20 protein-coding genes are annotated in these 25772 nt (G+C 72.2%); 8 read left to right on the forward strand and 12 right to left on the reverse strand.

Annotated features, from left to right (window positions below):
• Positions 1–35: 35 nt before the first annotated feature.
• A complete protein-coding gene (locus ACFY4A_RS14235; RefSeq protein ID WP_390829715.1) occupies positions 36–2765 on the reverse strand; it encodes a helicase-associated domain-containing protein in 2730 nt (909 codons plus the stop codon).
• Between the two features lie 118 nt (positions 2766–2883).
• Between ACFY4A_RS14235 and ACFY4A_RS14240 the strand changes: the two genes are divergently transcribed.
• Together ACFY4A_RS14240 and ACFY4A_RS14245 are read left to right on the forward strand one after the other, a co-directional pair.
• Entirely contained in the window at positions 2884–3873 is a 990-nt protein-coding gene (locus ACFY4A_RS14240; protein ID WP_390829716.1) for a hypothetical protein, read from the forward strand.
• 82 nt (positions 3874–3955) lie between these two features.
• A complete protein-coding gene (locus ACFY4A_RS14245) occupies positions 3956–4582 on the forward strand; it encodes an HAD family hydrolase (protein WP_390829717.1) in 627 nt (208 codons plus the stop codon).
• Here ACFY4A_RS14245 and ACFY4A_RS14250 read toward each other — a convergent pair.
• The gene (locus ACFY4A_RS14250; protein WP_390829718.1) at positions 4579–4830 is read right to left on the reverse strand and encodes a hypothetical protein; all 252 of its coding nucleotides are present in this window, start codon (positions 4828–4830) and stop codon (positions 4579–4581) included. The two genes, ACFY4A_RS14245 and ACFY4A_RS14250, sit on opposite strands and share 4 nt — an antisense overlap.
• A gap of 832 nt (positions 4831–5662) precedes the next feature.
• Here ACFY4A_RS14250 and ACFY4A_RS14255 point away from each other — a divergent pair.
• Complete coding sequence (locus ACFY4A_RS14255) at positions 5663–6046, forward strand: cold-shock protein (RefSeq protein WP_384177662.1); 384 nt, start codon at positions 5663–5665, stop codon at positions 6044–6046.
• 19 nt (positions 6047–6065) lie between these two features.
• Here ACFY4A_RS14255 and ACFY4A_RS14260 read toward each other — a convergent pair whose 3' ends face one another.
• The 4 genes from ACFY4A_RS14260 to ACFY4A_RS14275 form a co-directional block, all read right to left on the reverse strand.
• A complete protein-coding gene (locus tag ACFY4A_RS14260) occupies positions 6066–6977 on the reverse strand; it encodes a 1,4-dihydroxy-6-naphthoate synthase (RefSeq protein WP_390829719.1) in 912 nt (303 codons plus the stop codon).
• A complete protein-coding gene (locus ACFY4A_RS14265; RefSeq protein WP_390829720.1) occupies positions 6974–7732 on the reverse strand; it encodes a futalosine hydrolase in 759 nt (252 codons plus the stop codon). Before ACFY4A_RS14265 ends, ACFY4A_RS14260 begins: the two co-directional genes overlap by 4 nt.
• Positions 7702–8175 (reverse strand): DUF2771 domain-containing protein, encoded by a 474-nt coding sequence (locus ACFY4A_RS14270; protein WP_390829721.1) that lies wholly within the window; start codon positions 8173–8175, stop codon positions 7702–7704. The genes ACFY4A_RS14265 and ACFY4A_RS14270 overlap by 31 nt, the downstream gene beginning before the upstream one ends.
• A 97-nt stretch (positions 8176–8272) precedes the next feature.
• The gene (locus ACFY4A_RS14275; protein ID WP_390829722.1) at positions 8273–9706 is read right to left on the reverse strand and encodes an MFS transporter; all 1434 of its coding nucleotides are present in this window, start codon (positions 9704–9706) and stop codon (positions 8273–8275) included.
• Between the two features lie 761 nt (positions 9707–10467).
• Between ACFY4A_RS14275 and ACFY4A_RS14280 the strand changes: the two genes are divergently transcribed.
• The 4 genes from ACFY4A_RS14280 to ACFY4A_RS14295 all read left to right on the forward strand — a co-directional run bounded on the left by ACFY4A_RS14280 (position 10468) and on the right by ACFY4A_RS14295 (position 16614).
• Positions 10468–11394, forward strand: coding sequence for a DUF3027 domain-containing protein (locus ACFY4A_RS14280; protein WP_390829723.1), 927 nt, complete (start codon positions 10468–10470; stop codon positions 11392–11394).
• A gap of 97 nt (positions 11395–11491) precedes the next feature.
• On the forward strand, positions 11492–14611 hold the full coding sequence (locus ACFY4A_RS14285; protein ID WP_390829724.1) for a sacsin N-terminal ATP-binding-like domain-containing protein: 3120 nt from the start codon (positions 11492–11494) through the stop codon (positions 14609–14611).
• Between the two features lie 118 nt (positions 14612–14729).
• On the forward strand, positions 14730–15368 hold the full coding sequence (locus ACFY4A_RS14290) for a GntR family transcriptional regulator (protein ID WP_390829725.1): 639 nt from the start codon (positions 14730–14732) through the stop codon (positions 15366–15368).
• Positions 15369–15426: 58 nt separating this feature from the next.
• The gene (locus tag ACFY4A_RS14295) at positions 15427–16614 is read left to right on the forward strand and encodes an amidohydrolase (RefSeq protein ID WP_390829726.1); all 1188 of its coding nucleotides are present in this window, start codon (positions 15427–15429) and stop codon (positions 16612–16614) included.
• Between the two features lie 95 nt (positions 16615–16709).
• Here ACFY4A_RS14295 and ACFY4A_RS14300 read toward each other — a convergent pair whose 3' ends face one another.
• The 6 genes from ACFY4A_RS14300 to ACFY4A_RS14325 form a co-directional block, all read right to left on the reverse strand.
• The gene (locus ACFY4A_RS14300) at positions 16710–17921 is read right to left on the reverse strand and encodes an amidohydrolase family protein (RefSeq protein ID WP_390829727.1); all 1212 of its coding nucleotides are present in this window, start codon (positions 17919–17921) and stop codon (positions 16710–16712) included.
• A gap of 53 nt (positions 17922–17974) precedes the next feature.
• Positions 17975–18976: an ABC transporter ATP-binding protein gene (locus tag ACFY4A_RS14305; RefSeq protein ID WP_390829729.1), complete on the reverse strand. Its 1002-nt coding sequence runs from the start codon at positions 18974–18976 to the stop codon at positions 17975–17977.
• Complete coding sequence (locus tag ACFY4A_RS14310) at positions 18973–19986, reverse strand: ABC transporter ATP-binding protein (protein ID WP_390829730.1); 1014 nt, start codon at positions 19984–19986, stop codon at positions 18973–18975. The genes ACFY4A_RS14305 and ACFY4A_RS14310 overlap by 4 nt, the downstream gene beginning before the upstream one ends.
• On the reverse strand, positions 19986–20987 hold the full coding sequence (locus ACFY4A_RS14315; RefSeq protein ID WP_390829731.1) for an ABC transporter permease: 1002 nt from the start codon (positions 20985–20987) through the stop codon (positions 19986–19988). The genes ACFY4A_RS14310 and ACFY4A_RS14315 overlap by 1 nt, the downstream gene beginning before the upstream one ends.
• 60 nt (positions 20988–21047) lie before the next feature.
• The gene (locus ACFY4A_RS14320) at positions 21048–22766 is read right to left on the reverse strand and encodes an ABC transporter substrate-binding protein (RefSeq protein ID WP_390829732.1); all 1719 of its coding nucleotides are present in this window, start codon (positions 22764–22766) and stop codon (positions 21048–21050) included.
• A gap of 63 nt (positions 22767–22829) precedes the next feature.
• A complete protein-coding gene (locus ACFY4A_RS14325) occupies positions 22830–23846 on the reverse strand; it encodes an ABC transporter permease (protein ID WP_390829759.1) in 1017 nt (338 codons plus the stop codon).
• Between the two features lie 306 nt (positions 23847–24152).
• Between ACFY4A_RS14325 and ACFY4A_RS14330 the strand changes: the two genes are divergently transcribed.
• Complete coding sequence (locus ACFY4A_RS14330; protein ID WP_390829733.1) at positions 24153–25646, forward strand: chlorohydrolase family protein; 1494 nt, start codon at positions 24153–24155, stop codon at positions 25644–25646.
• The last annotated feature ends 126 nt before the right edge of the window (positions 25647–25772 follow it).

Raw genomic sequence — 25772 nt, forward strand, 5'->3', positions numbered from 1 at the left:
TGGTCAAACGTCCAGTGTGCCCTATCCGCGGCGGATCACGGCTGGTCGTCCGCGAGCTCGGCGACCCCCGTGACCCGGTGCAGGGGGTAGGTGCGGACCTCGTCCGCGGTGTGGTCGTACGCGGTGACGAAGCCGCCCTCGACGCGGATCGGCGCGATGACGCGCTGGCTGGCGGCGCCCTCGGCGTTGACGTAGCCGATCCACAGGGCCTCGCCGGTGAGGACGGCGGCCTGCATGGTGGCGAGGGTCTCGGCGGAACCGGTGCGGGGCAGCTCGCCGTTCTCCCGCGTGGCCGCGGCCGGCTTGCGCGGGGCGGTGGAGGCCAGGTCGCCGGCCCGGATCGCGCGGATCGCGGCGGACAGCAGTGCGGCGTCCGGGGCGGGCGGCCCCTCCGGGACCGGGTCGGGGGCGGTGCGCGGCGGAGTGCGGTGGGAGTGCGCGCGGGTGATCAGGACGTCGCCCGCCGCGGATTCGGCGGCCGGGGCGTAGCCCATCGCGCGCAGGCCCTCCAGGAGCGCGGCCGGGTCGGCCTGGGCGGCCAGCACGGTCGGCGCGAGGCGGCGCAGGCGCAGCCCGGCGGACCGCTTGTCGGCGAGGATCTCGTTCAGCAGCGCGTCGTCGTCGCAGCGCACGTACGCCGAGGCCGCGCCGACCCGCAGATGGCCGTGCCGGCGGGCCACGTCGTCGATCAGGTACGCCAGCGGCTGCGGCACGGGCGTACGGGAGTGCGCGGCGAGGAAGGCGTGCAGGTCGGTGGCGGTGCGGCCGGCGTCCAGGGCGCGGCGTACGGAGGCGGGGGTGAACCGGTAGACCGTCGCGCCGCCCTTGGACTCCACGTCCGCGAGCACGCCCAGCGTCTCGGCGAGCGGACGCCGCAGGGGCCCGGGCGCGACCGCGGTCAGGTCCGCCTGGATCAGGACGTGGTCCAGGGGCTCGGGCAGGAGCGGGGCGAGGACACGGGCCGCCTCGGCGGCGGCAGCGGCCTGTTCGGCGGGGGAGGCGGGGACGGTGGGGGAGGCCGTCGCGACAGGAGTCACGGCGGCCGCGGGCGTGGTCGCGGACTGGGTTTCCGGGGTGCCGGGGGTTCCTTCGGGCCGGTGGTGCTTGTGGACGGGCAGCTTGTCCCCGGGGCTCGCGGGCGCGGCCTCGCCCGCGAGCGCGGCCGCCTTCGCGCGTGCGGCGGGCCCGTGCCCGCCCTTGCCGGCGGGGGTCTTCCCGGGCGCGGACTCCGCCTCCGCGGGAGCCGGTGCGGACGCGCCGAGCAGCGCGCGCCCGTGTGCGGACAGCGCGCCCCGGCCCGTGACGCCGAGCAGTTCCGCCTCGGACAGCGTCCACCGGGCGAGGCGGCCGCGCAGGTCGTCCTCCTGCTGCGGTCCGCGCGGCGGGCGCTCCCAGCGCAGCCGGGCCAGCACCGACTCGGCGGCCGGTGCGGCGCCCTGCGGCAGCCCCGCGAGCAGGGTGAGCACCCGGTGCCGTACTTCCGGCGCCGCCGAGCGGTCGAGGCCGGGGCCGAGCGCGGACAGCGTCCGGTCCTTGGCGTCCCGTCCGCCTGCCAGCCCCGCGGTCCGCGTGGCCGCCAGCCAGGCCGACGCGAGGTGGGCCCAGCGTTCGGCGGCGGGCCACTCCAGCCACTCGTCGTAGGCCGGCGTCGCCGCGTACCGCTCGTCGTCCCCCACTGCCTTAAGGGCGTGGGAGGTGCCCCCGCCGCCGTCGGAGGCGAGCAGACCGGCCGCGTAGGCGAGTTCGACCCAGAAGGCGGCCACCGGTTCGGGCACGTCGAGGGCGACGGCGGTGCGCTTGAGGTCGCGCACGCTCAGTCCGCCCGCGCGCAGCACGTTCGGGCCGCCCTCGTCCCAGTCCCGCAGCAGTTCCTCCACGGTGACCAGGGCGGTGTACGCCTGCCCGGCCGCCGTCGCGTCCACAACCTGTGGACGGTGGGTCGCGGCCGCCTCAACGGCCGGCGGCACCGGCTCGGGCGCGCGGTGGGCGCGGCCCCCGCGCAGGTGCAGGGCCGCCTCGCGGGGGAGGACGACGGTTCCGGGCGCCGTGGGCAGCAGCAGCCCGCGGTCCAGCAGCCGGCGCAGACGCGGCGCCGGTTCGGGGGTGACCTGGCCGTAGGGCGGCCCCCACACCAGGCGCTCCAGCACCTCGAGGGAGTCGGCCGGCAGCCCGGCGAGCAGCGCGGACATCCGCTCGCGGTCGGTGAACAGGTCGGTGAGCGAGGCGACGGCGGAGACGGAGTCGTGGGTCGAGGGCAGTCCGGCGGTCGTCACGATCTCCTGGATGCGCCCCGGCGACATGCCCGCCGTGGCCTCCCGCACCGTCGGTCCGAGCCCGGTCGGGGACGGGTGCTGGGGCGACGGCGCGAGCAGCTCGCGTGCCGTGCGCACCAGGCGCAGTTGATCGTCGCCGCCCCAGACGAGGGCCTGCTCGCGCAGGGTGCCCAGGGCGCGGGGCAGCGCGGCGGCGACGGCGGGATCCCGGGCGTCGGAGGCCATCAGGCCGAGCAGTTCGCCGTACGAGGCCGGGTCGCCGGCCACCGCGAGGGCCTGGGCCGTCTGCTGGGCGAACCGGTCCAGCCGCTCCAGGGCGCGGACCACCGAGGCGCGGGTCCCGGCTCGGGTGGCGAGCTGGGTGAGGTCGGTCGGGACCGGGGTGATGAGGTCGGGGCGGCTGCGCAGAAGCGCGGCCAGGGAGGCGTCGTCGCGCGCGCGGAGCGCTTCCGCGAGCGAACGCGGGGCCGCCGGTTTCTCATCGCTGCTCATCCGATTCACGGTACCGGGTGAGTGTCGTGACCGGCCCCGTACAGCGGCACCGGGCACCGTGCGGGAGGCGGTACCTTCGTCCAACGGGGTCATCGGCCAGCCACCCCGGAGGGGCTTCGTGGGGATCGAGAGCGATCAGGTCGTCTACGAGTATCTGAGCCGCGTCGGGGACGTCGCTCAGCGACGACAGCTGTCCTCGGCCACGCGGATGCGCCTGGTCGCGGAGTTGCGCAACGAGATCGACCGGCGCCGTGCGAAGGCCGCCGTGGACAGTCCCGCCGCCGTCCGCCGCATCCTCGACGGGCTCGGCAGTCCCGACGACGTCGTCGCGGCCGCGGGCGGCACCGGCGGGGGCGGACCGCGGGCAGCGGGCCCGGCCGTGCCCGCGCAGCGTGAACCGGGGGCGGCGCAGGCGCGCCCCAAGGGGCTGCGCAAGGTCGTACCGCGGCCGCGTCCGCCGCAGCCGCAGGCGGGCCCCGCGCCGTCCGACGGCCCGTCCCCGCCGCACCTGGCGAGCGCCGACGAGCTCGGCGGCCCGGCGAGCGGCTCCGAGTGGTGGCGCGTGGAGCAGGGGCCGTTGGGGATCGGCGACGACGTACCGGGGTTCATGGGCGGGGTGGAGATCCCGGAGCTGCTCAAGCCCCCGCCGGCGAAGGAACCCGCGAAGGCGGAGCCCGCGCCCGAGGCGGCCGGCGCCGCGGAACCGGTGGAGGTGGCCGAGCCGGACGCGCCCGCCGGGCGCCGGCGTTTCGCGCTGCCCCCGTTGATGGCGGACCGGAGCAATCCGCTGCTGCTGCTCGCCGCCGGGCTGCTGGTGGTCGGCGCGGTCCTGGGCAACTGGTACGCGCTGCTGCTCGGCTGGGTCATCGCCTACGCCTCCCGCCGGCTGACCCCGACGGAGTCCAAGTGGGCCGTCGTCGGCATGCCCGGCCTGGCGCTCGCCGCCGGGGTGGTCTGGCTGTGGGGCCGTACCGACGACCGCTGGGGCACCCCCGTCGCCGAGGGCCACATGAACGACGCGGTCGCCCAGACCTGGCCGTGGGTGGTGCGGGCCGCGGCCGTGCTGTCGGCACTGTTCCTGGTGTGGCGCTCGCAGCGGCGGAAGTAGGCGCGCCCGCGGCGCCGGAAGTAGGTGTACGTCGCACGGGCCGCAGGTCTCGTGGCCCGGGCCCCTGGGCACAATGGCCCCTATGACCTCTCGCCCGCTGACCGTCGGCTTCGACCTCGATATGACCCTCATCGACTCCCGCCCCGGCATCCGCGCCTGCTACCTGGAGCTTTCCGAGCGGACCGGGACGTACATCGACGCCGACCTGGTGATCACGCGGCTCGGTCCGCCGCTCGCGGAGGAACTGGTCAACTGGTTCCCGGCCGAGCGGGTGGAGGCGGCGGGGGATCTGTACCGGGAGCTGTACCCGGCGATCGCCGTCTCCGCCACGCCCGCGCTGACCGGCGCCCGCGAGGCGATCGAGGCCGTGCGGCAGGACGGCGGGCGGGCGATCGTCGTCACCGCCAAGTACGAGCCGAACGCCAAGCTGCACCTGCAGCACCTGGGCATCGAGCCGGACGCGGTGATCGGAGACCTGTGGGCCGAGCAGAAGGCCGAGGCGCTGCGCGAGTACGGCGCCCGGGTGTACGTCGGCGACCACGTCGGGGACGTCCGGGGCGCCCGCGCGGCCGGCGCCCTGTCGGTGGCGGTGGCCACCGGACCGTGCGACGAGGGGGAACTGCGGGCGGCGGGCGCGGAGGTCGTGCTCGCGGATCTGACCGCGTTCCCGAACTGGCTCTCGGCCAACCGGGCGCTTTTCAGCCGCTAGCGTGAGCCGCCGCGCGCCTGACGGCGGCCCGCGGCGATCGACCGGAGCACGCCCGCACCGGCGATCAGGAAGCCGACGCCCATGAGCATGCTCAGCCCGAACATGTAGGTCGGGAAGGGCTTCGCGCCGAGGAACAGCGGCGCCACCGTCACCGCGGTTGCCAGCGCACCGATGAAGAAAACGATGGCACCTGCACGGATCAGCCGGTCACCGGCCGTGGCGGAATTCGTTCGGGTATTGTCACGCACGCCACCAAGGGTAGTTCCTGGTGTGCGGGTGCCGAGGACCCGAGAGGGGCCGTGGGGCGGGCGTCGGCGGGACGGTCGGCAACGGTGGACGACCCCGCGCGTATTCGAACCGGACCGGAGTTTTGTCGCAAGAAGGAACGATTGCGCGATCGCTCCGGACAAAACACTCTTTCGTGATGTGCGCACACTGTGCGCCATCTTGCCTTGTCGGAAAATTACCCGACATTTCCATTGATGCCGGACGGCCACCTGTCATAGCGACGTGCGGTGCGCTGCGAAATTCGGCCAGTCTCGGTGAGGTGTTGACGAGGGGTGCCGGCCTCCGGTGTGAAGTGGGAAGGCCGTTGACGGCGGTCCTGCAAATGCCCCCTGATATCACTGACCATTCAACAATTGCTTCATGCGACGGCGGGCCCGATGCACGGGCCCTCACCGCACCTCCTTCGCCCGGTTTGGTCCTCGACGCCACCGGAGTTGGGCAGGTCCACGGCCCGCGGGCCGCCGCCCGGGATCTGCTCCAGATCCGCAAGGCGGTGCCGTCGTGATCCGGCCGGCGCGGGGCGCCGGAGCGCCCGCCGTCCGGGTGTCAACACTCTCCGCGAATACGGGTTGCCGGAGCCGCCCCCTCATGTGCTGAGATATCCCCTGCCTCCCTCGCCCCGAGCGAGCGCGCCCACGCCGACCGGCCAGGTTCGGCCGACTGGAGTGGGCGGGCTTGACGGCGGGTAAAGAGGTGGGGAGGCTTCGGGACAACGGCAGGCACGAGCGAGCGCTAGATAGCCTGACCTGCGGCAACTGTGGTTCGGCTGACCGGTGAGATGGGGTGCGTGCTTTGCCTACCGGCAAGGTCAAATGGTTCAACGCTGAGAAGGGCTTCGGCTTCCTCTCCCGCGACGACGGCGGTGACGTCTTCGTCCATTCCTCGGTGCTTCCCGCCGGAGTGGACACGCTCAAGCCGGGACAGCGGGTGGAGTTCGGGGTGGTCGCCGGCCAGCGCGGCGACCAGGCCCTCTCCGTGACGCTCCTGGAGCCGACCCCGTCGGTCGCCGCCGCCCAGCGCAAGAAGCCGGACGAGCTGGCATCCATCGTGCAGGACCTGACCACCCTCCTGGAGGGCGTCGCACAGACCCTGGAGCGCGGCCGCTACCCCGACAAGACGTCCGGCAAGAACGTCGCCGGTCTGCTGCGCGCGGTCGCCGACCAGCTGGACGTATGACCCGACTGACCCGCCCGGGTCAGGGAAAAGCGAGCGCGTCCGGGCCGAGGGGCGGTACGAGCCCCTCGGCCGCCGCACGTGTGAGCAACCCGCGGACCGCCGCGTAGCCGTCCTCGCCGAGGCCGGCGGTGAATTCGTTGACGTACAGCCCGATGTGCTGGTCGGCGACGGCCGGGTCCATCTCCTGGGCGTGCTCCATGACGTACGGCCGGGAGGCCTCCGGGTCGTCCCAGGCCGCGCGCACCGACGCACGGATCGCGTCGGCGAGCCGCGTCAGCGTCCGCTCGCCCAGCGACCGCCTGGCGATGATCGCGCCGAGCGGGATCGGCAGCCCGGTGGTGCTCTCCCAGTGCTCGCCCATGTCGGCGAGCTTGTGCAGGCCGTAGTTCCGGTAGGTGAAACGCGCCTCGTGGATCACCAGACCGGCGTCGACCTTCCCGTCCCGCACGGCCGGCATGATCTCGTGGAACGGCATGACCACGATCTCGCCCACACCGCCGGCCCGTCGCCCACCACCACCCTCAACCGAGGGCCCCGCGGGCCCGCGCCCCTTGTTTCCAACGACGTCCGCGGCCCACAGGCGGAACAGCAGGTACGCCGTCGACTTCTCGCTCGGCACCGCGACCGTGCGGCCGGTCAGGTCGGCGTCCGGTTCCTTGGTGAGCACCAGGGGCCCGCAGCCCCGTCCCAGCGCGCCGCCGCACGGCAGCAGCGCGTACTCGCCAAGGACGTACGGCAGCACGGCGTAGGACACCTTCAGCACGTCCAGCTCGCCGCGCTCGGCCATGCCGTTGGTGATGTCGATGTCCGCGAAGGTGACGTCGAGCGCGGGCGCGCCGGGGACGCGGCCGTGGGCGAGCGCGTCGAAGACGAAGGTGTCGTTGGGGCAGGGGGAGTAGGCGATCCGCAGTCGGCTGCTGTCAGGGCTCATGCAATCTTCCAACTCGTGAGGACGGGCGCGAGCTTCCCGAAGCCCTCGGTCAGGGCGGTCAGGGCGTCGCCGATGCGCCAGGCGGCGCGGTCACGCGGGCCGACGGGGTTGGAGACCGCGCGCACCTCCAGCACCGGGACGCGGTGCGCGGCGGCCGCCTCGGCGACGGCGAAGCCCTCCATGGCCTCGGCCAGGGCGTTTGGGTGGCGGACGCGCAGGGCGCCGGCCCGGGCGGCGGTGCCGGTCACCGTGGAGACGGTCAGCACCGTGCCCGTACGGGCCGAGGCGGCGGCCGCGATCGCCCGTACGAGCGCTTCGGGCGGACGGTGGGTGACGGTGCCGAAGCCGAGTTCGGTCACCGGCAGGAATCCCTCGCCGGTCTCGGCGCCCAGGTCGGCGGCGGTGATCTCGTCGGCGACGACGAGCGAGCCGACGGGCGCGTGGGGCGCGAAGCCGCCGGCGATACCGGCCGAGACGACGAGGTCGTAGGGGGCTCCGGCGAGCGCGGCGGCGGTCAGCGCGGAGGCGGTTGTCGCGGCGGCGAGGGCGGGGCCCACCCCGGCGGCGATCAGGTCGACGGCGGGCGGCCCGGGGACCCGGCACACGGTCGCTCCGGGCAGCGGCCGCAGCGGCTCCTCACCCGCGGGCCCGGCGAACGCCCGTGCCACCGCGTCCCGTTCGACGGGGACCGCGGTGGCGACCAGGACGCGTGGCGAGGACGTGGTCAGGAGTTCTTCGTCAGCTTGAAGGACCACAGACCTCGCACGTCCTTCTCGCCCTCCTTGAGGGAGACCAGCGTCGAGTTGCCGCTGGCGCCGTACTGGGCGTTGAAGAAGACGCTGCCCGGGATCGTGCGGTAGGTCTTGGTGCTGGAGTCGGTCAGCGGCTGACCGTTCATCAGGATGGTCCAGCCCGCTTTCGCGATCTTCGGGTCGACACCGAAGCGCACGGTCTCGTCCGGGTCGACCTTGATCGTCTTGATGTCCTTGGACTTGAGGCACTTGGCCAGGTCCGCGGTCTTGAGCGCGTTGCCGTCGTTGTAGCAGGTGGCTTCCGAGCTCACGGAGGAGCTGCCGACGGTGAGCGTGGACAGCGGGGTCGGCTTGGAACAGGCCGACAGGACGAGCAGTCCGGCGGAAACGGCGCCGGCAGCGGCGACGGCGCGGCGGCGTCGCACGGCGGAATGCAGCGTGGTCATGTCCGAAGGCTATCGGGCACGCCCGGCCGCCCGCCCACGCGGGGGTGCGGGCGTGGCATGCGGGGGCGCGGACTGGCATACGGCCGCGGTGCGCGCCTCACGCCACCCGGGGGCGCGCGGCGCCGCCGTGCCGGGCCGAGGCCAGCAGACCGCGGACGGTGGGCAGCCAGCCGGCGGCCACGATCCCGGCGCCCACCGACAGGCCCAGCACACCGTTGAGCGGCAGCACGATGCCGATCGCGCCGCCGAGCACCCAGGCCATCTGCAGCAGTGTCTCGGAGCGGGCGAACGCCGAGGTCCGCACCGGTTCGGGCACGTCCCGCTGGATCAGCGCGTCCAGGGACAGCTTGGCCAGCGCCTGCCCGAAGCCGGCGATCGCGGCCAGGCAGGCCACCAGGAACGGGCCGAAGAAGACCGCGGCCGTGACCGCCGCGCCCAGCACGATCGCGACGACCGTGACGATGATGACCTCCGGCGCACGCGACCGCAGCCAGGCCCCGACCGCCGTGCCCAGCGCGTTGCCCGCGCCCGCCGCGACGCCCACGATGCCCAGCGAGACCGCCGCGCTCTCGCCGGTCAGCGGGTGCTCCCGGAGCAGGAAGGCGAGGAAGAAGATCAGGAATCCGGAGAGGCAGCGCAGCGCGGCGTTCGCGGCGAGGGCGTGCGTGACGGCCGTGCCGACGGTGCGCAGGCCGGGACGCTTCAGTGGCTTGCGGTGCGGACCGCGCAGGTGCTGCTCGTCCGCGGCGAGCAGCGCCCGGTCCTCGCCCTTGGCCGAGTCGACCTTCGGCGGCAGGGCGAACGACAGGAACGTTCCCGCGACGAAGATCACGAAGGCGCCGTAGAGCGGCCAGTGCGAGCCGAGGGCCTGGAGGCCCGCGCCGATGGGCGCGGCCACGCCGGTGGCGAGCAGCCCGCCGAGGGTCACCCGCGAGTTCGCCTTCACCAGGGAGAACCGGGGTGGCAGCAGCCGGGGCACGACGGCGCTCCTGACCACGCCGTACGCCTTCGAGGCGACCAGCACGCCGAGCGCCGCCGGGTACAGCTCCAGGCTGCCGCTGGCGGCGGCGCCCGCGATGATCAGCGCGAGCAGCGCCCGGGCCAGCATCGCGGCGGCCATCGCGGCGCGGCGGCCGTGCGGGAGGCGGTCGAGGAGCGGGCCGATCACGGGCGCGAGGACGGTGAAGGGCGCCATGGTGATGGCGAGGTACAGCGCGACCCGGCCGCGGGCCTCGTCGGTGGGCACGGAGAAGAAGACGGTGGAGGCGAGCGCCACGGTGATCATGACGTCGCCGGCGCCGTTCACCGCGTGCAGCTCGATGAGCCGGCCGAGCCCGGACTCGCCGGCGCCGTGGGCGTTGGTCGCCCTGCGGATGCCGCGGACCGCTCCGGTCACGGGCAGGTGCAGGGCACGCCCGACCGCGCGGACGGACCCGCCGAACCGGCCCGAACCGCTGCCCCGGCTGCTCCCCTTGACCCCCTTGTCCCCACCGACGCCGGTGGTTCCCGGGGGCGTCCTCGCGGCTGCCACCCCGTCATACTGCCCCGGAAACGGCAGCGGTAGCGCCATGGCGGCACGGATGGGACCAACGAGACACCCCTAAGGCACCCACCCGGCCCCGACACGCCCCCGCCGGGCTCCTCGTGGCGGACCCGCCCCGGGCCGCCGCCGACCGGGCCGCGTCAGCGACGGTGGGGCCGGGGCATCGCGCCGCCGCTTGGCGCCGCCACTCGGCCGTCGTCGCGGCCGCCTGCTCGGCCGCGGGCCCCGGTGGCCCGGTTTTCCGTCGGGCCCCGGCGGCTTTGCCGGGCGGTTGCGGGGCGCGGCCGCGGCTGAGTCGGCCCGGGGTGGTGGTTCACGTCGGCCGAGGGCCCCGGAACGCCTCGGCGGGCGGTCCCGGCCACGGCCTCGGTGCGGAGCGTCGTGGTCCCGGACACGGCCGCCTTCCGGGCGCAAGCGGTGCGGAGCGCCGCGGTCCGGGCTCGGGGCGGGGTTCGTGGGTCCGGCGATGGGGAGCCGGCGGGCGTTGACGTGGGTGGGAAAGTTCTGGCGCGGCGCGGTGAAGCCAACGTCGGTGTAGGCCGCACGGCGACGAGAAGGTAGCGTGCGTAGCGCGTCGTGGCGAACGTTCTCGACCGCGCGCCTTACGTGCATACCGCAGAATGGATGACGTAGGTGCGCCCGAGCGCGATCGGGCGTGGACGTCGAAGCGGTCCCAGGGTCCGCTCCGTCCGCCCCGCCGCCTTCAGGCCGGCGCACCCGAAAGACGGCGTAGGAGAGAAGCGATACCTGTGAGCGCAGCGACCACGCGAAGCCGCACCCCCGACCGCCTGTGCGCCGAGGCGGTCGACCTCGCCCGGGCCGCAGCCGAGGAGGCGGCCGCGCCCGGAGTCGTCGGCGAGCACGCGGGAGTGCTCTCCGAGGGCGACCGGGTCGTCACGCACTTCTTCGAGTGCAAGGAGCTGGGATACCGCGGCTGGCGCTGGGCCGTCACCGTGGCCCGTGCCTCGCGCGCCAGGGTCGTCACCCTGGACGAGGTCGTCCTGCTGCCCGGCCCGGACGCGCTGCTCGCGCCCGAGTGGGTGCCGTGGAGCGAGCGCCTGCGCCCGGGCGACATGGGACCCGGCGACCTGCTGCCCACCGACGCCGAGGACCTTCGCCTGGAGCCCGGCTACTCCGGCGAGGACGAGCCCGCGCCGAACGCCGCGGTCTCCGGGGAGATGGCCGACCTGGCGGAGGCCGAGGACGCCGAGGTCATGGCCGGCCCGCCGAGGAACCTCCCCACCGTCCCGTCCCGCGGCTCGATCTCCGCGCTCGCCCAGGAGCTGGGCATGCGCCGCGCCAGGGTCCTGTCCCGCTACGGCCTGCACGTCGCCGCCGACCGCTGGGAGGAGGGCTTCGGCGCGAAGACGCCGATGGCCCAGGCGGCCCCGGCGGCCTGCGTGAGCTGCGGCTTCCTGGTGCCGATCGGCGGTTCGCTGGGTCAGGCCTTCGGCGTTTGCGCGAACGAGTTCTCCCCGGCCGACGGCCGGGTGGTCTCCCTGACGTACGGCTGCGGCGGCCACTCCGAGGCCGCCGTGATGCCCAAGCCCCCGCAGCCGGCCCAGCCGGTGATCGACGAGACGCGGGTGGACCCCTTCCCGCTGCGTCCGGCACAGGACTCCGGCTCGGTGCCGGTGACCGGGGACGACGAGACCGCCGAGCTGGGGCACTCCTAGGACCTGCCTCGCGACCGGTCCGGTCCGTCCGTCCGCCGGGCGAATGGCCTCTCCTACGCGCGGTACCTTCGTCGTCACGCCGATGAGGAGAGTGAACGTGAGCATGTTGGTGCAGCCGTCCGCCGGAGGCGATCCGTTCGGGACCGCGCGCCTGCGGCGCGGTGTGCTGGACGCCTGGGCCACCAGCCCGGCCCGGTTCCGCGAGGACGCCAACGCGGAGGAGGACCTCGTCCTCGGCGGCTACCGGGACCGGCTGGTCGTCGAGCTGGCGCAGAACGCCGCCGACGCCGCCGCCCGCGCCGGCGTGCCCGGCCGGCTGCGGCTCACCCTGCGCGACGGCGTGCTGCTCGCCGCCAACACCGGCGCCCCGCTCGACGCGGCCGGCGTGGAGTCCCTGTCGACGCTCCGGGCCTCCGCCAAGCGCGACGCCCGCGACAGCGCCGTCGGCCGCTTCGGCGTCGGCTTCGCCGCCGTCCTCGCCGTCACCGACGAGCCCGCCGTCGTCGGCCGGCACGGCGGTGTCCGGTGGTCGCTGGCCGAGGCACGCGCGCTGGCGGAGGAGACCGCCCGGCACAGCCCCGGCCTCGGCGACGAGATCCGCCGCCGCGAAGGACACGTACCGCTGCTGCGGCTGCCGTTCCCCGCCGAGGGCACCGCGCCCGACCCCTACGACACGGTCGTCATCCTGCGCCTGCGTGACGCGGCCGCCGCCGACCTCGCCGAACGTCTCCTGCACGCCGTCGACGACGCCCTGCTCCTCGCCCTGCCCGGGCTCGAGGAGGTCGTGGTCGAGATCGGCGGCGCCGCACCGCGCACCCTGCGCCGCCGTACCGACGGCGCCCTGACGGTCGTGGAGGACACCCGCGAGGGCACGACCCGCTGGCGTACCGCGGGCGCACACGGCCCGCTCACCCCGGAACTCCTCGCCGACCGCCCGGTGGAGGAGCGCCTGCGCCCGTACTGGTCGGTCACCTGGGCCGTCCCCGTGGACGCCGACGGCACCCCGGCCGGCCCCCGCACCAGCCCCGTCGTCCACGCCCCCACCCCCAGCGACGAACCCCTCGGCGTGCCGGCCCTGCTCATCGCCTCGTTCCCGCTGGACAGCACCCGCCGCCACACCGCGCCCGGCCCGCTCACCGACTTCCTCGTGCAGCGCGCGGCCGACGCCTACGCCGAACTCCTCGCCGACTGGCGGCCGGTGACCGAGGGCGTCATCGACCTCGTGCCCGGCCCCCTGGGCAAGGGCGAACTGGACGGCGCGCTGCGGCAGGCCATCCTCGAAAGGCTGCCGCGCACCTCCTTCCTGCCGCCCGCGGCCGTGCCCGAGGAGCACGACTCCGACCTGCCCGAATCCCTCCGCCCCCGGGACGCCGAGGTGGTCGAGGGCGCGGGCGCCGACACCGTGCGCGTCCTCGCCGAGGTGCTGCCCACCCTGCTGCCCGCCGGACTCGAACGGCGCGTGGAGCTGCGCACGCTGGGCGTGGCCCGCCTCCCGCTGACCGACGCCGTCGACCGGCTGGCCGGACTCGAGAAGGAGCCCGGCTGGTGGCGGCGGCTGTACGACAGCCTCGCGGGCGTCGACCCCGACCGGCTCTCCGGACTGCCGGTGCCGCTGGCCGACAGCCGTACGACCATCGGGCCCCGGCAGGTCCTGCTGCCCGTCGCCGGCGCCGCCCTCACCGACCCGGAGGTGCTCGCCCGGCTCGGTCTGAAGGTCGCCCACCCGGACGCCGTCCATCCCCTCCTGGAGAAGCTCGGCGCCCTGCCCGCGACGCCGCGTGCCGTGCTCACCACCCCGCAGGTGCGGGCCGCCGTCGCCGCCTCCCTCGACGAGGACACCGGCGGATGGGACGAGCACACCCCGGACGCCGAGGAACTCGCCGACACCGTCCTCGCCCTGGTCAGGGACGCCGGACTCGAACCCGGCGACGAGCCCTGGCTGGGCGCGCTCGCCCTGCCCGACGAGGACGGCGAACTCGCCCCGGCCGGTGAACTCGTCCTCCCCGGCGGCCCGTTCGCCCGTCTCATGCGCGAGGGCGAACTCCCGGCCGTGGACGCCGAGCTGGCCGGGAAGTGGGGTGAGCAGCCGCTCGCCGCGTGCGGTGTGCTCGCGAACTTCGCCCTGGTGCGGGCCACGGACGTCGTCCTCGACCCGGACGAACTCGAGCCGCGTGAAGGGGACTTCCCCGAGCCGGACGACCCCGGGCTGCTCGACGCGGTCGACGTGTGGTGCGAGGACCTGCTCGACCGGTTCCCGGACACGCCCGTGCCGCCGGTCGCCACCGAGATCGTCGCCGTGCGCGACCTGGACCTCGTCGACGACGACCAGTGGCCCCGGGCCCTCGCGCTGCTCGCCCAGCCGCCGCTGCGGGACGCGCTCACCCAGCCGGTGCGGATCCTGCTGCCGGACGGCACCCACGAGATCGTCCGGCCGTACACCGCCTGGTGGCTGCGCGGGCACCCGGTGCTCGGCGGGCGCCGCCCGGCCGGTCTGCGCGCCGCCGGCTCCGACCCGCTGCTGCGCGGTCTGTACGAGGAGGCCGACGCCGCCGGCTTCGACGACGAGCAGGTGCTGCGGGCACTCGGCGTGCGTACGAGCGTCGCCGCGCTGCTCGAGGAACCGGGCGGCGCCGCCGAGTTGCTCGAACGGCTCGCCGACCCCGAGCGTCCCGTGTCGTCCACCCAACTGCACGCCCTGTACGGCGCACTGGCCGAACTCGACCCCGAACAGGTGACCCTGCCGGACGAGGTACGGGCCGTGGTCGACGGCCGGGTGGAGGTCGTGGACGCCGCCGACGCCGTGGTGTGCGACTCACCGGACCTGCTGCCGTTCACCGAGGGTGTCCCGCTGCTGCCCGTACGGCCCACGCTGGCCGCCGAGTTGGCCGAGCTGTTCCAGGTGCGGCGGCTGAGCGAGTCCGTCACGGGCGAGGTCGACTCCGAGGGCACCGAGCACGACGTCCCGGAGCCGGTACGGGTGCTGCTGGGCCCGCGTACCCCCCGCACCTACGTCGAGCACGAGGAACTGGTCGTCGACGGAACCGAGCTGGACTGGCGGCTGACCTCCGACGGCGTCCTGCACGCGGCCACCCTGGAGGGCGTGGCCGCCGGCCTCGCCTGGGCGGCGGGCCAGTGGCCGCGCCGCTTCGAGGTCGCGGCACTCCTGGAAGACCCTTCCCGGACGGAGGAACTGGCGCGGGACCGCTGGTTCGACTGAGGAGCCCCCGCCGTGCGCCTGCGCCGTGACGAAGCGGCCGACTCCTGCGGTAGGTGGCGGCACCTCGAATCCAGATCCGTATACCAAATAGTCGCGCTCCCCGTGGGACACTGGGGGCATGGCAGGGTCTGGGGAGTTCGAGCCGGAGTCCGAGCGGGTCACGCGGCAGCTCCGGGATGACATTCTCGATGGTGTTCGCAAGCCCGGGAGCAAGCTCGTCGAACGCGAGCTGGCGGCACAGATGGGCGTGAGCAGAGTGCCCGTTCGCGACGCTCTGCGCGTGCTCGTTGCCGAGGGCCTGGTCACGCCGAGACCGCGGACGTGGGCGGTCGTTCGGGAGTTCACGCCATCGGACATCGCGGATCTGACCGAGGTCCGCGGGGCGCTGGAGGCGCTGACCTTCCGGCTCGCCGCGCAACGGCGCCACCGCGCCGGCCTCGACCGGCTCCGCTCCAACCTGGAAGAAGAGCTGAAGGCCGCCCGTGCGGGGGACGCCGTTCGCGCCCGGCGTGCGGCGGCGGACTTTCATGAGACTGTCACATCGATGGCTGCCAACGAGCTGCTGAGCGAGCTGGCGAGCACCTTCCGCAGCCGGATGCGGTGGCTGCTGGTGCAGCACGACGACCTCATGGCGATCGCGCAGGAGCACGAGGTCCTTTTCGCCGCCATCGCGGACCGGAACGTCGCGCTCGTCGAGCAACTGGTCGCCAAGCACCTGGAGAACAGTCGACACGCGATCGCCGTCCATCGCCGGTGATCCCCGCGGCCGGGTGGTCGAGGGCCCAGCCCACGATGCTTCGGTATACCATTTCTCAATGGCTGATCTGATTCTGACCAATGTCCGACCCTGGGGCATGAAGGCTGTCGACATCGTCGTCTCCGGTGGGGAGATCCGCGCTCTGGTGCCCGCTGGTGCCGTGGGCGAACCCGGCGAGCGGGTGGACGGCGGCGGACTGCTCGCCCTGCCCGGCTTCATCAACGCACACGCCCACGTGGACAAGAGCTGGTGGGGCCGGCCGTGGGTGTCCTACGGCGGCGAGCCGACCACGGCGGGACGGATCGCGCACGAACGGGCCGAGCGGGACGCGCTCGGCATTCCCAGCGTGGCCAACAGCCTCACGGTGCTGAGGGAGTTCCTGCGGCACGGCGTCACCGCGGCGCGCAGCCACGTCGACGTCGACCTCGGAATCGGCCTGCGGGGGATCGACGCCGTCCGCGAGGCGGTGGACGCACTCGGCGGCGCGATCGAGGTGGAGATCGTCGCGTTCCCACAGGACGGGGTGATCCGCCGACCCGGCGTCCTGGACCTGCTGGATCAGGCGGCGGCGAACGGTGCGACCAGTATCGGCGGACTCGATCCGGCGGCGATCGACCGCGATCCGGTGAAGCAGCTCGACGGGCTGTTCGACATCGCCGAGCGGCGCGGGGTCGGTATCGACATCCACCTGCACGACGGGGGCGCGTTGGGCGCCTTCCAGTTCGAGCTCATCGCCGACCGCACTCGCCGCGCCGGGCTGCAGGGGAAGGTCAACATCTCCCATGGCTTCGCCATCGGGGAGTTGCCGTCGGACCGGCAGGCCGACCTGCTCGACGAGCTGGCCGAGGCCGGTATCTCCTGGTCGACGGTCGCCCCGGTGCGCATGGCGCCACTGCCCTGGCGCGGGATGCGAGACCGGGGGATGCCGGTGGGTCTGGGAACCGACGGGATCCGCGACCTGTGGTCGCCGTTCGGCGACGGTGATCTGCTGCGCGTGGCCCTGGATTTCGCGCGGCTCCACGGAATGCGGACCGACGGGGATCTCGGCTACGCGGTGCAACTCGCCACCACCCGCGCGGCGGGCTTCGTGCACCGAAGCGTCCACGACCTCGCGGCGGGTGCACCCGCGGACATCGTGCTGGTCGATGCCGAGAACGTGCAGGACGCTCTGATGCGGGCACCTCGGCGTGAACTCGTCGTGTCCGGTGGGCGAGTGGTGGTCCGGGGCGGCGAGCTGCTGATCTAGGTGTACTGCCCTGAGAGGCTCCCAACCTCTCAGGGCAATACACCTGGGACAGGCCCCGGCCGCTGGTAAGGGGAGGGGCCGTTGTTCGCGCGGGCTCAGCGGCGTACCAGGGCCAGTTGGTCGGCGACGACGACGCCGTCGTGCAGGACGGTGCGGTCGGTGCCGCGGTCCATCACGGCACTGGCCGGCGTCTCGCCGTCGACCAGCAGCAGGTCGGCACGGTCGCCGACGGCCAGACCGGGCCGGTCGGCGACCCCGGCCGGCCGGGCGACGTCATGACTCATGATCGAGGCCCCGCCGATGGTCGCGACCGCCAGCGACATCTCGATCAGGTCGTCACGGCGGAAGTTGTTGGTGAAGGCCAGCTGCCAAGTGCGATCGAGCATGTCGCAGTTGCCGTAGGGGCTCCAGTAGTCGCGCTGGCCGTCCTCGCCCAGGCCCACCCGGACGCCTGCCTCCGTCAGCGCCACCAGCGACAGCTGCCCGCGGTCCGGCGGCGCCACGGTGGCCATCGCGATGTCCAGCTCGGCGAAGTCGTCGATGATGCGGCGGCTCACCGATTCGGAGATCGAACCCAGCTCGTAGGCGTGGGACATCGTGACCTTGCCCTGCATGCCCAGCGCCCGGGTGCGCTCGAGCACCAGATCGGTGGAGAACACCCCGAGGTGACCCGGCTCGTGCAGGTGGATGTCCACCTCGACCTGGTACTTCTCGGCCAGCCCGAACACGACGTCCAAGTGCCCCTTGGGATCCCGGTCGAGGGAACAGGGATCGATGCCTCCGATCACCTCGGCGCCCGCCTTCAGCGAGGCCGCCAGGCAGTCGACGGTCCCCTCCTCGCGGAGGATGCCTGCCTGCGGGAACGTCATGATCTGGACGTCGGCCCGACCGGCGAACTTCTCCTTCGCGGCCACCACGGCATCGAACTTCTCGAGCTTGCAGTCCACGTCCACCTGGGCGTACGACCGCACCCGGGTGGTTCCGCGGGCGATCATCCGCTCCAGCGTGCCGGCCACCCGCTCCTTGAGGGGAACCTCCGCGGTGCGCCAGTTCTGCCGGTCGTTGAGCATCATCGTCCAGACTCCCGGGCCGCCGGTGTGCGGCCGGAACGGCAGGCCGATCCGGGTCGAGTCCAGGTGCACGTGCACGTCGCTGAACGACGGCAGCAACAGCCGGCCGCGACCCTCGACCACCTCACCGGCCGGCTGCGCGGCCGGGTCGTGCGGGTGGATCGACGCGATGCGATCGCCGGACAGTTCGACGTCGCTGCGCTCGCCACCCCAGGGGCGGACGTCACGGATCAACACTGTTGTCACCTTTCTGTTGCACGGTACGGCCGTTTCGCAGGACGTGGCACGGCTCACCGGGGCGTCGTGGCCAGGAGTTCGGCGGCGACGTCGGCGTGATGGCAGGCGATGTCGCCGCTCGGCACACCGCCGGTGCACAGCTGCCGGCGTTGTGGGTCCAGCCGCGGATGCGCCGGACACCGGGACCGGAAGACGCAGCCGCGCGGCGGGTCGGCCGGGCTGGGCAGATCGCCGGACAGCCGGATCCGCCCGCTGCGATCAGCCGTCGGGTCCGGTTGCGGGACGGCGGACAGCAGCGCCCGGGTGTAGGGATGCCGCGGAGCGCCGAACACCTCTTCGGTGTCGCCTTGTTCCATGATCCGGCCCAGGTACATCACCGCGATGCGGTCGGCGAAGTGCTTGACCACGGACAGGTCGTGGGCGATGAAGAGGTACGCCACTCCGGTGTCCCGCTGGATGTCCTCCAGCAGATTGATCACCTGTGCCTGCACCGACACGTCCAGCGCGGACACCGGTTCGTCGCAGATGATCAGCTGCGGGTCCAGGGCGAGCGCGCGGGCGATGCCCACACGTTGCTTCTGGCCGCCGGAGAACTCGTGCGGGAAGCGGTTGTAGTGGTCGGGGCGCAACCCCACCCGGTCCATGAGGTCCCGCACCTTGGCCTTGACGCCACCGGGCGGCGTGATCCCCTGGGCCAGCAGCGGTGCGGCGATCGCACTGCCCACGGACTGGCGCGGGTTGAGCGAGGACGACGGGTTCTGGAACACCATCTGCACCCGGCGCCGGTACTCCTGCAGGTTCGATCGGCGCAGTTCGGAGATCTCCCGGCCGTCGAGCCGGATGCTCCCGGAGGAGGGCTCCAGCAGCCGCATCAGCAGTCGGCCGGTGGTCGACTTGCCGCAACCGGATTCCCCGACCAGCCCGAGGGTCTGCCCGGCCTCGACCGAGAAACTGACCCCGTCGACGGCTTTGATCACGCCGCCGGCCGACCGGAAGGCGCCGGAGCGGATCGGGAAGTGCTTGGTCAGGTCGGTGACCTGCAACAGCGGCGTCATCGGACCACCTCTCCGGCCGGTTCGAGGGTCTGAAGGTGGCACCGCGACGGGTGTCCGCCGGGGCCGGTCAGCGTCGGCCGGCGGGTGCCGCAGGCGCTTTCGGGCACCAGGTGCGCCTTCGGGCAGCGGTCTGCGAACAGGCAGCCCTCGGGCAGTGCCAGCAGCGACGGCGGGAAGCCCGGGATCGGGCTGAGCCGCTCTGACCTCCCCGCCAGCGACGGCATCGAAGCCAGCAGCCCCTGGGTGTAGGGGTGCCGCGGGTCGCTGAACAGGTCGGCGACGGTCGCCTGCTCCACGCACACCCCGCCGTACATCACCACGACCCGGTGGCAGACCTCGGCGACCACACCCAGGTCGTGGGTCACCAGGATCACCGAGGACCCGGTCTCGGCCTGCAGTTCATTGAGCAGATCGAGTATCTGGGCCTGCACGGTGACATCGAGCGCGGTGGTGGGCTCGTCGGCGATCAGCAGCTCGGGTTCGCAGACCAGCGCCATGGCGATCATCGCGCGCTGCCGCATACCGCCGGAGAACTCGTGCGGGTACGCCGAGTAACGGCGCTTGGGGTCAGGAATCCCGACCCGGCCGAGCATGTCGACGGCGACCGCCGTCGCGGCCTTCTTGGACACGGCGTTGTGCACCCGGTAGGCCTCGGCGATCTGCACCCCGACGGGATAGAACGGGTGCATCGCCGACAGCGGGTCCTGGAAGATCATCGCGATCTTCTTGCCCCGGTAGGCGCGCATCTGCGCCTCGGTCAGCGGGTTGAGATCCCGTCCGTCCAGGAGGATCTGTCCGGTGACGGTGGCGGAGGTGTCCTTGAGCAGCCCCATCAGAGCCTGGCTCGTGACGGTCTTGCCGGAGCCGGATTCGCCGACGATGCCGACGGTTTCCCCGCGCGCCAGGGTCAGGTCCATCCCGTTGACCGCGTGCACCACGCCGTCGTCGGTCGGAAAGCTCACCCGCAGATCGCGGATGTCCAGCATGGGCGCGGCTTTGGGCGTGGTCATCAGGCAACCCTCACTCGCGGGTCGATCACCGCGTAGGCGGCGTCGACCACGACGTTGGCGACGATGATGAAGAACGCGGCCATCATGGTGATGGCCATGGTGACCGGAAGGTCGCCGGCCTGGGCGGCATGCACCGCGGTGAATCCGACACCTGGCACCGAGAAGATCTGCTCGGTGAGCACAGCGCCGCCCAGCAGGGTGCCGATGTCAAGACCGAGCATGGTGACCACCGGAGTGATGCCGGCCCGCGCACCGTGCCTGAACACGATGCTCCGCCGGGACAGGCCCTTCGAGCGCGCGGTGCGCATGAAGTCCTCTCCGAAGGTCTCCAGCATGTTGCTGCGGGTGACCCGGATGTACTGAGCGCTGAACAGCACCGCCAGCGCCACCCAGGGCAGCAGGTAGTTCAGGAACCAGCCGCCCGGACCCGCGGCGCCGAACGGTGAGGTGATCGCGTTGGTGGTGAAGGGCAACAGGTGCACCGTGCTGACGAAGAACAACAGCAGCAGCAGGCCGGTCACCGGAATGGGCAGGGACACCCCGACCGAGGCGGCGCCGACGATGAGCTTGTCGGTGAACCGGCCCTTGCGCAGTGCCGCCAGCAGGCCCAGCCCGACGCCGACGACGCTCCACAGCACGATCGCGCCGCTGGCCACGGACAGTGTGTAGGGCAGGGCCCGCCCGATGATCGTGGTGACGTCCTCGTTGGTCTGGAACGACTTGCCCAGACACGGCCAGGAGCACAGCGTCCCGCTGCCCGGCGCGCCGACCGTGCGGCTGCCCACCAGGCCCGACATGTAGTCGAAGTACTGGGTGAGGAACGGCTTGTCCATCCCGAGCGCGACCCGGGCCTCGGCGATGCGCTGCGGAGTGCACTCCTGACCGCAGGCCGCCGCGGCCGGGTCCGCCGGGCCGAGCTGGAACAGGGTGAACGTCACGAAGCTGATGACGAACAACAGCACGATCATCGCGACGAATCGCCGCATCAGAAATCTGGTCATGGGCGCGACCCGCCGGCTCGGGATGAACTCACCGCTTCTACCTCTTCTTGTGACGGGATCTCAGTGCTGGACGCCGATGATGGACAGGTCGATGCCGCCGAAGAAGTAACCCACCTGCGCGTTACGGACCTTGGAGCCGACCACGCTGTTGGTGTAGCTGCGAATCAGCGGAACCAGGGGGTAGCTCTGCATGGCCTGGTCGAACAGAGTCGCCCACTTCTTGCCGAGTTCCTCGCTGGACCCGTTCGTGCCGCGCAGCTCGTACATCGCGCGGGAGATCTTCGGGTCGTAGTAGCGCGGGATGTTGGAGAAGCCGTAGGTCTTGCCGTCCACGCTCGGGCCCAGGTTCGGGTCGACGGTGGTGCGCACCGAACCGCTGTCCGCGCCACCGCACCAGCCGCTGCGGGCGATGTCCGGCATCTGGTCACCGGCCAGCACGGTGTAGTAGTTGGCGGCCGGGATCGGGCGCAGCTGCAGGTCTATGCCGAGCTGCTTGAAGTTCTGCTGCAGCACGGTGCCGACGTTCTTGTACCGGGGGTTGGCGTCGGCGTAGCCGTACACCAGCTTCTTGGGGTACGTCTTGCCCGCCAGGAGCTTCTTGGCCTCGTCCAGCTTGGACTTGCCCGTCGGGGTGAGCTCGGTGTGCTGCTCGACGTATCCCCGCTGGGCCGAGTTGATGTACGACTGGGCCAGTTTGCCGAACCGTTCGCCGCCGTACTGCACCTGGATCGCGCTACGGTCGATGGACAGCGCGAGTGCCTTGCGGACCTGAGGGTCCTTGATCGTCTCGGTGTTGAGGTTCAGCACGTCCGTGCAGCCCAGCAGGCCGCCCGCGGTGCGCTTCTTGACTTCGGCCGTGTTGAGCTTGGCGGCGTCGGACGCCTGCAGACCGCCGTTGCTGTCCAAGGTGACGGCCGTCGGGTCCGAGTCGGCGAGCAGCTGCTGGCTGATGGTCGCCTGGGCGGTGGACAGGGTGAAGGTGAACGTGTCCGGCAGGGCGGTCCGGTTCGGGTCGGTGGCCGGGTTCCACTGGTCGTTGCGGACGAGCTTCATCGCGCGGCCGCGGTCGTACGACTGGATCTTGTACGGGCCTGACGAGACGGGGTGGTTGGTGTAGTCGAGCTTGGTGTCCTTGGCCTTCGGCACCGGCGCCGTGTTCGACCGGGAGACCAGGGCGGGGAACTCGGCGAACGGCTGCTTGAGGTGGAAGACGACGGTGCGGTCGTCCGGGGTGTCGATCGCCTTGAAGTCTCCGCCGGTGTACGGGCCCTTGTAACTGTCGTCGGCCAGGGCGGCGTTCAGTTCCTGCGGTGCCTGGGTGTAGACGTCTCGGGCGTAGGTGCGCTCGACTCCGTACTTGATGTCCTTGCTGGTGATCGGGGTGCCGTCCTCGAACTTCAACCCCTTCTTCAGGGTGTAGGTCCAGGTGAGGCCGTCGGCGGAGGGCTTGCCCAGGTCGGTGGCGAGATCCGGCACGATCGTCGGCGGCTTGCCGGCGGTCTCCTTGGCCATGGTCAGTGTGCGGTAGTACAGCTGCCCCACGTTGGCGGTCTGCACGTAGTTGCTGTTGCCGGGGTCCAGCGTCTGGAAGTCCGAGGACATCAGGACGTTGATGTTCCCGCCTTTGGCGGAGTAGCCCTTCCCGATCTCCACCGGCGCGTAGGCGTCGGCTCTGGGACCGGAGCCGGTACCGGGGGTGGGCTTGGATCCGCCGCAGGCGGTCAGGGCCAGCCCGGCACTCACCGTCAGGGCGATCGCCGCCATGGTGCTTCGTTTCACTGCGTCTCCTTGAGGGTAAGGAAAGGGATGGCGCGTCGGGGGAGGACGGCGCGTCGGGGGAGGTCAGCTTCGGGAGGACTTGGGGTCCAACGCGTCCCGGACCGCGTCGCCGAGCAGGTTGAACGCGAGCACGGTGATCACCAGCGCGCCGGCCGGGACGGCGAGGAACCACGGGTCGGACAGGTACCAGTTGCCTGCCTGGGCCGCGTTGAGCATCTGACCCCAGGAGGGTGTGGGGTCTTTGACCCCGACGCCGAGGAATGACAGCGCCGCCTCTGCGGTGATGTTGGTGGGGATCATCATGGTCGCGTAGACCAGCACGACGCCCATGACGTTCGGGATGATCTGCCGCAGGATGATGCTCCGGTGCGAGGCCCCGTAGGCCTGGGCGGCCTCGACGAATTCCTGCTCCCGGATCGAGAGCACCTGGCCGCGCACGACTCTGGCCAGGTAGGCCCAGCCGAAGAAGCCGAGGATGATCACCAGCGAGGCGATCGGTACCAGGCTCCCCGAGTCGAGGGCGGTGCCACGCAGCCGGGACTGCATGATCGGGGTCAGCGACAGCACCAGCAGCAGGTGGGGGAAGGCCAGGAACAGGTCCATCACCCGGCTGATCACCATGTCGATCTTGCCGCCGAAGTATCCGGCGGCGGCGCCGAGCACGGTGCCCAGGACCACCGACACCACCGTGGACAGCAGCGCGATGGTCAGGGAGATCCTCGCGCCGTAGGCCATCCGGGCGAAGATGTCGCGCCCGAGCCCTGGTTCGAGGCCGAGCCAGTGCTCGCTGGACGGGAAGCGGTAGTACGGCAGCGGCAGGCCCGGCGCGTAGAAGGAGTCCAGGAAGTCCGGCCCCGTCCGGGAGGTGAACGGGTCCGATCCTTCGATGGCCACCAACACCGGGGCCAGGATCGCGAACAGCACCATGAGGACCACCACGATCAGGGCGGCGATGGCGATCCGGCTGCGCCGTATCCGAAGCCACGCCGTGCCCAGCAGTGACCGCGCGGTGGCGATCTCCGCGGCGGGCCCGCGCTCGGCGGTTGCGGTTGCGGGTTCTGGTGGAGGCAGAGTGGCCACCTGCCCGTCAGGGGGCTCCGGCGCGTCGGCGTGGCGCGGCGGACTCGGCGGCTCATGCGGATCCGGCACGTCCGATCCTTTGGTGCTCGAGGGGGTGGGGAGGTGGCCGAAACGGTATACCAAGAATCGTGATTTCTACTAGGGTTCGACAGCAACCCGGCGCACCGTTGCAGCTGGGGGCATCAGCCCTCGTAGGGCGCATTTTCCGGCTTGTGCAAAAGTTTGCGCGAGCCATAGCCGGTCGTTACTCGGTCCGGGGGCGCGTCGAACGCTCCCGGGGTTAAGGGCGACCGTTTCAGTCAGTTGGTGTACCAAATCTGGAAGGGCACGCCGATGAAGACCCTGGTCACTGCTTCCTGGGTGATCGCCCACGACGGACGCTCGCACGTGGAGGTCCCGGACGGCGCCGTGTTGATCGACGGCGACACCATCGTCGATGTGGGCGATCGCGCCGAACTCGACCGGCGGCAAGCCGACGTGCGCATCGACCTCGGTGACGCGGTGGTCACCCCCGGCCTGATCGATCTGGACGCCCTCACCGACATCGACCACCTGATCCTGGACTCCTGGGCGTCCCCGGAACTGGCGTCCGGCTTCGTCTGGTCGACCGAGTACTTCGCCGCGCCCCGGGCGGTGTTCGACGCCGGGCAACGGCGCGCGGTACGTGAGTACGCGCTGGTCCAGCTCGCCCTGCACGGCATCACCAGTTACATGCCGATCGCCTCAGAGGTGCACAGCGACTGGGCCGAGACCTACGAGGACTTCGTGGCGATGGCCGAGGTGTCTTCGCGACTGGGTCTGCGGGGCTTCCTCGGGCCGTCGTTCCGGTCCGGGGTGAACGTGATCGGCGCCGACGGCAAGCGCACCGTGATGTTCGACGAGGAGGCCGGCCGGCGCGGTCTGGCCGAGGCGCTGCGGTTCCTGGACCACACCGCTCAGCTCGCCGATCCCCTGGTGACCGGGGTGCTGCTGCCGTGCCGGATCGAGACCCTGCTCCCCGACCTGCTCAGGGACGTCGCCCGGGCCGCGCACGAGCGCGGCGTGCTGGTGCGCCTGCACGCTTTGCAAGGCATGTCGGAGCGTGACTACATCCAGCGCGCCTATGGTCGTACCCCGCTGCAACTGATCGCCGACTCCGGGCTGTTGTCCGACCGGCTGATCGTTCCGCATGGGGTGGTGCTCGATGTGCACCCCGAGGTGCTCGGCATGGACACGGGAGATGTCGCGGTGCTGGCCGACGCGGGCGTCTCGATAGTGCACTGCCCGCTGACGAACGCTCGATATGCCCACAACCTGCACACGTTCGCCGACTACCGGGCGCGGGGGGTGAACCTGTGTCTGGGCACCGATTCCTTCCCGCCGGACCTGATCCGGGGAATCGACGTGGGCACCCAGGTGGCCAAACTCCAGGCCGGCGACCTGGGCCAGGGGCACCTCACCGGCTACTTCGAGGCGCTCTGGACCGGTGGGGCGACCGCGTTGCGCCGACCGGATCTCGGGCGGCTGGCCGCGGGGGCCACCGCCGACCTGGCGGCGTTCGCCCTGGACGACTTCCGTATGGGCGTCACCGAGGATCCGCTGCGCACCCTGGTGCTCAACGGCACCGCCCGCGATGCGGTCCTGACGATGGTCGCGGGCAGGGTGGTCATGCGCGACGGCTCGATCCCCGGCGTCGATCTCACCGCTCTGAGGCGAGTCGGCCAGCAGTTGTTCGACATGATGCGCGCGGCTTACCCGGAGCGCGACCATCGCCGGCGCACGGTGGAGGAACTCTTTCCGCCGGTCTTTCCGCGAGGTTGACCGTCGAGAAGGGCTCCAGCACCTACAAGACGCTCAAGACCATCAAGACGGACTCCGAGGGCAGGCTGAAGACCACGACAGGGCCACGGCCGACGGCTACTTCCGCTACTCCTTCGCGGGCAACTC

It is taken from the genome of Streptomyces sp. NPDC001292 (genome assembly GCF_042896465.1).
Classification (GTDB): Bacteria; Actinomycetota; Actinomycetes; order Streptomycetales; family Streptomycetaceae; genus Streptomyces.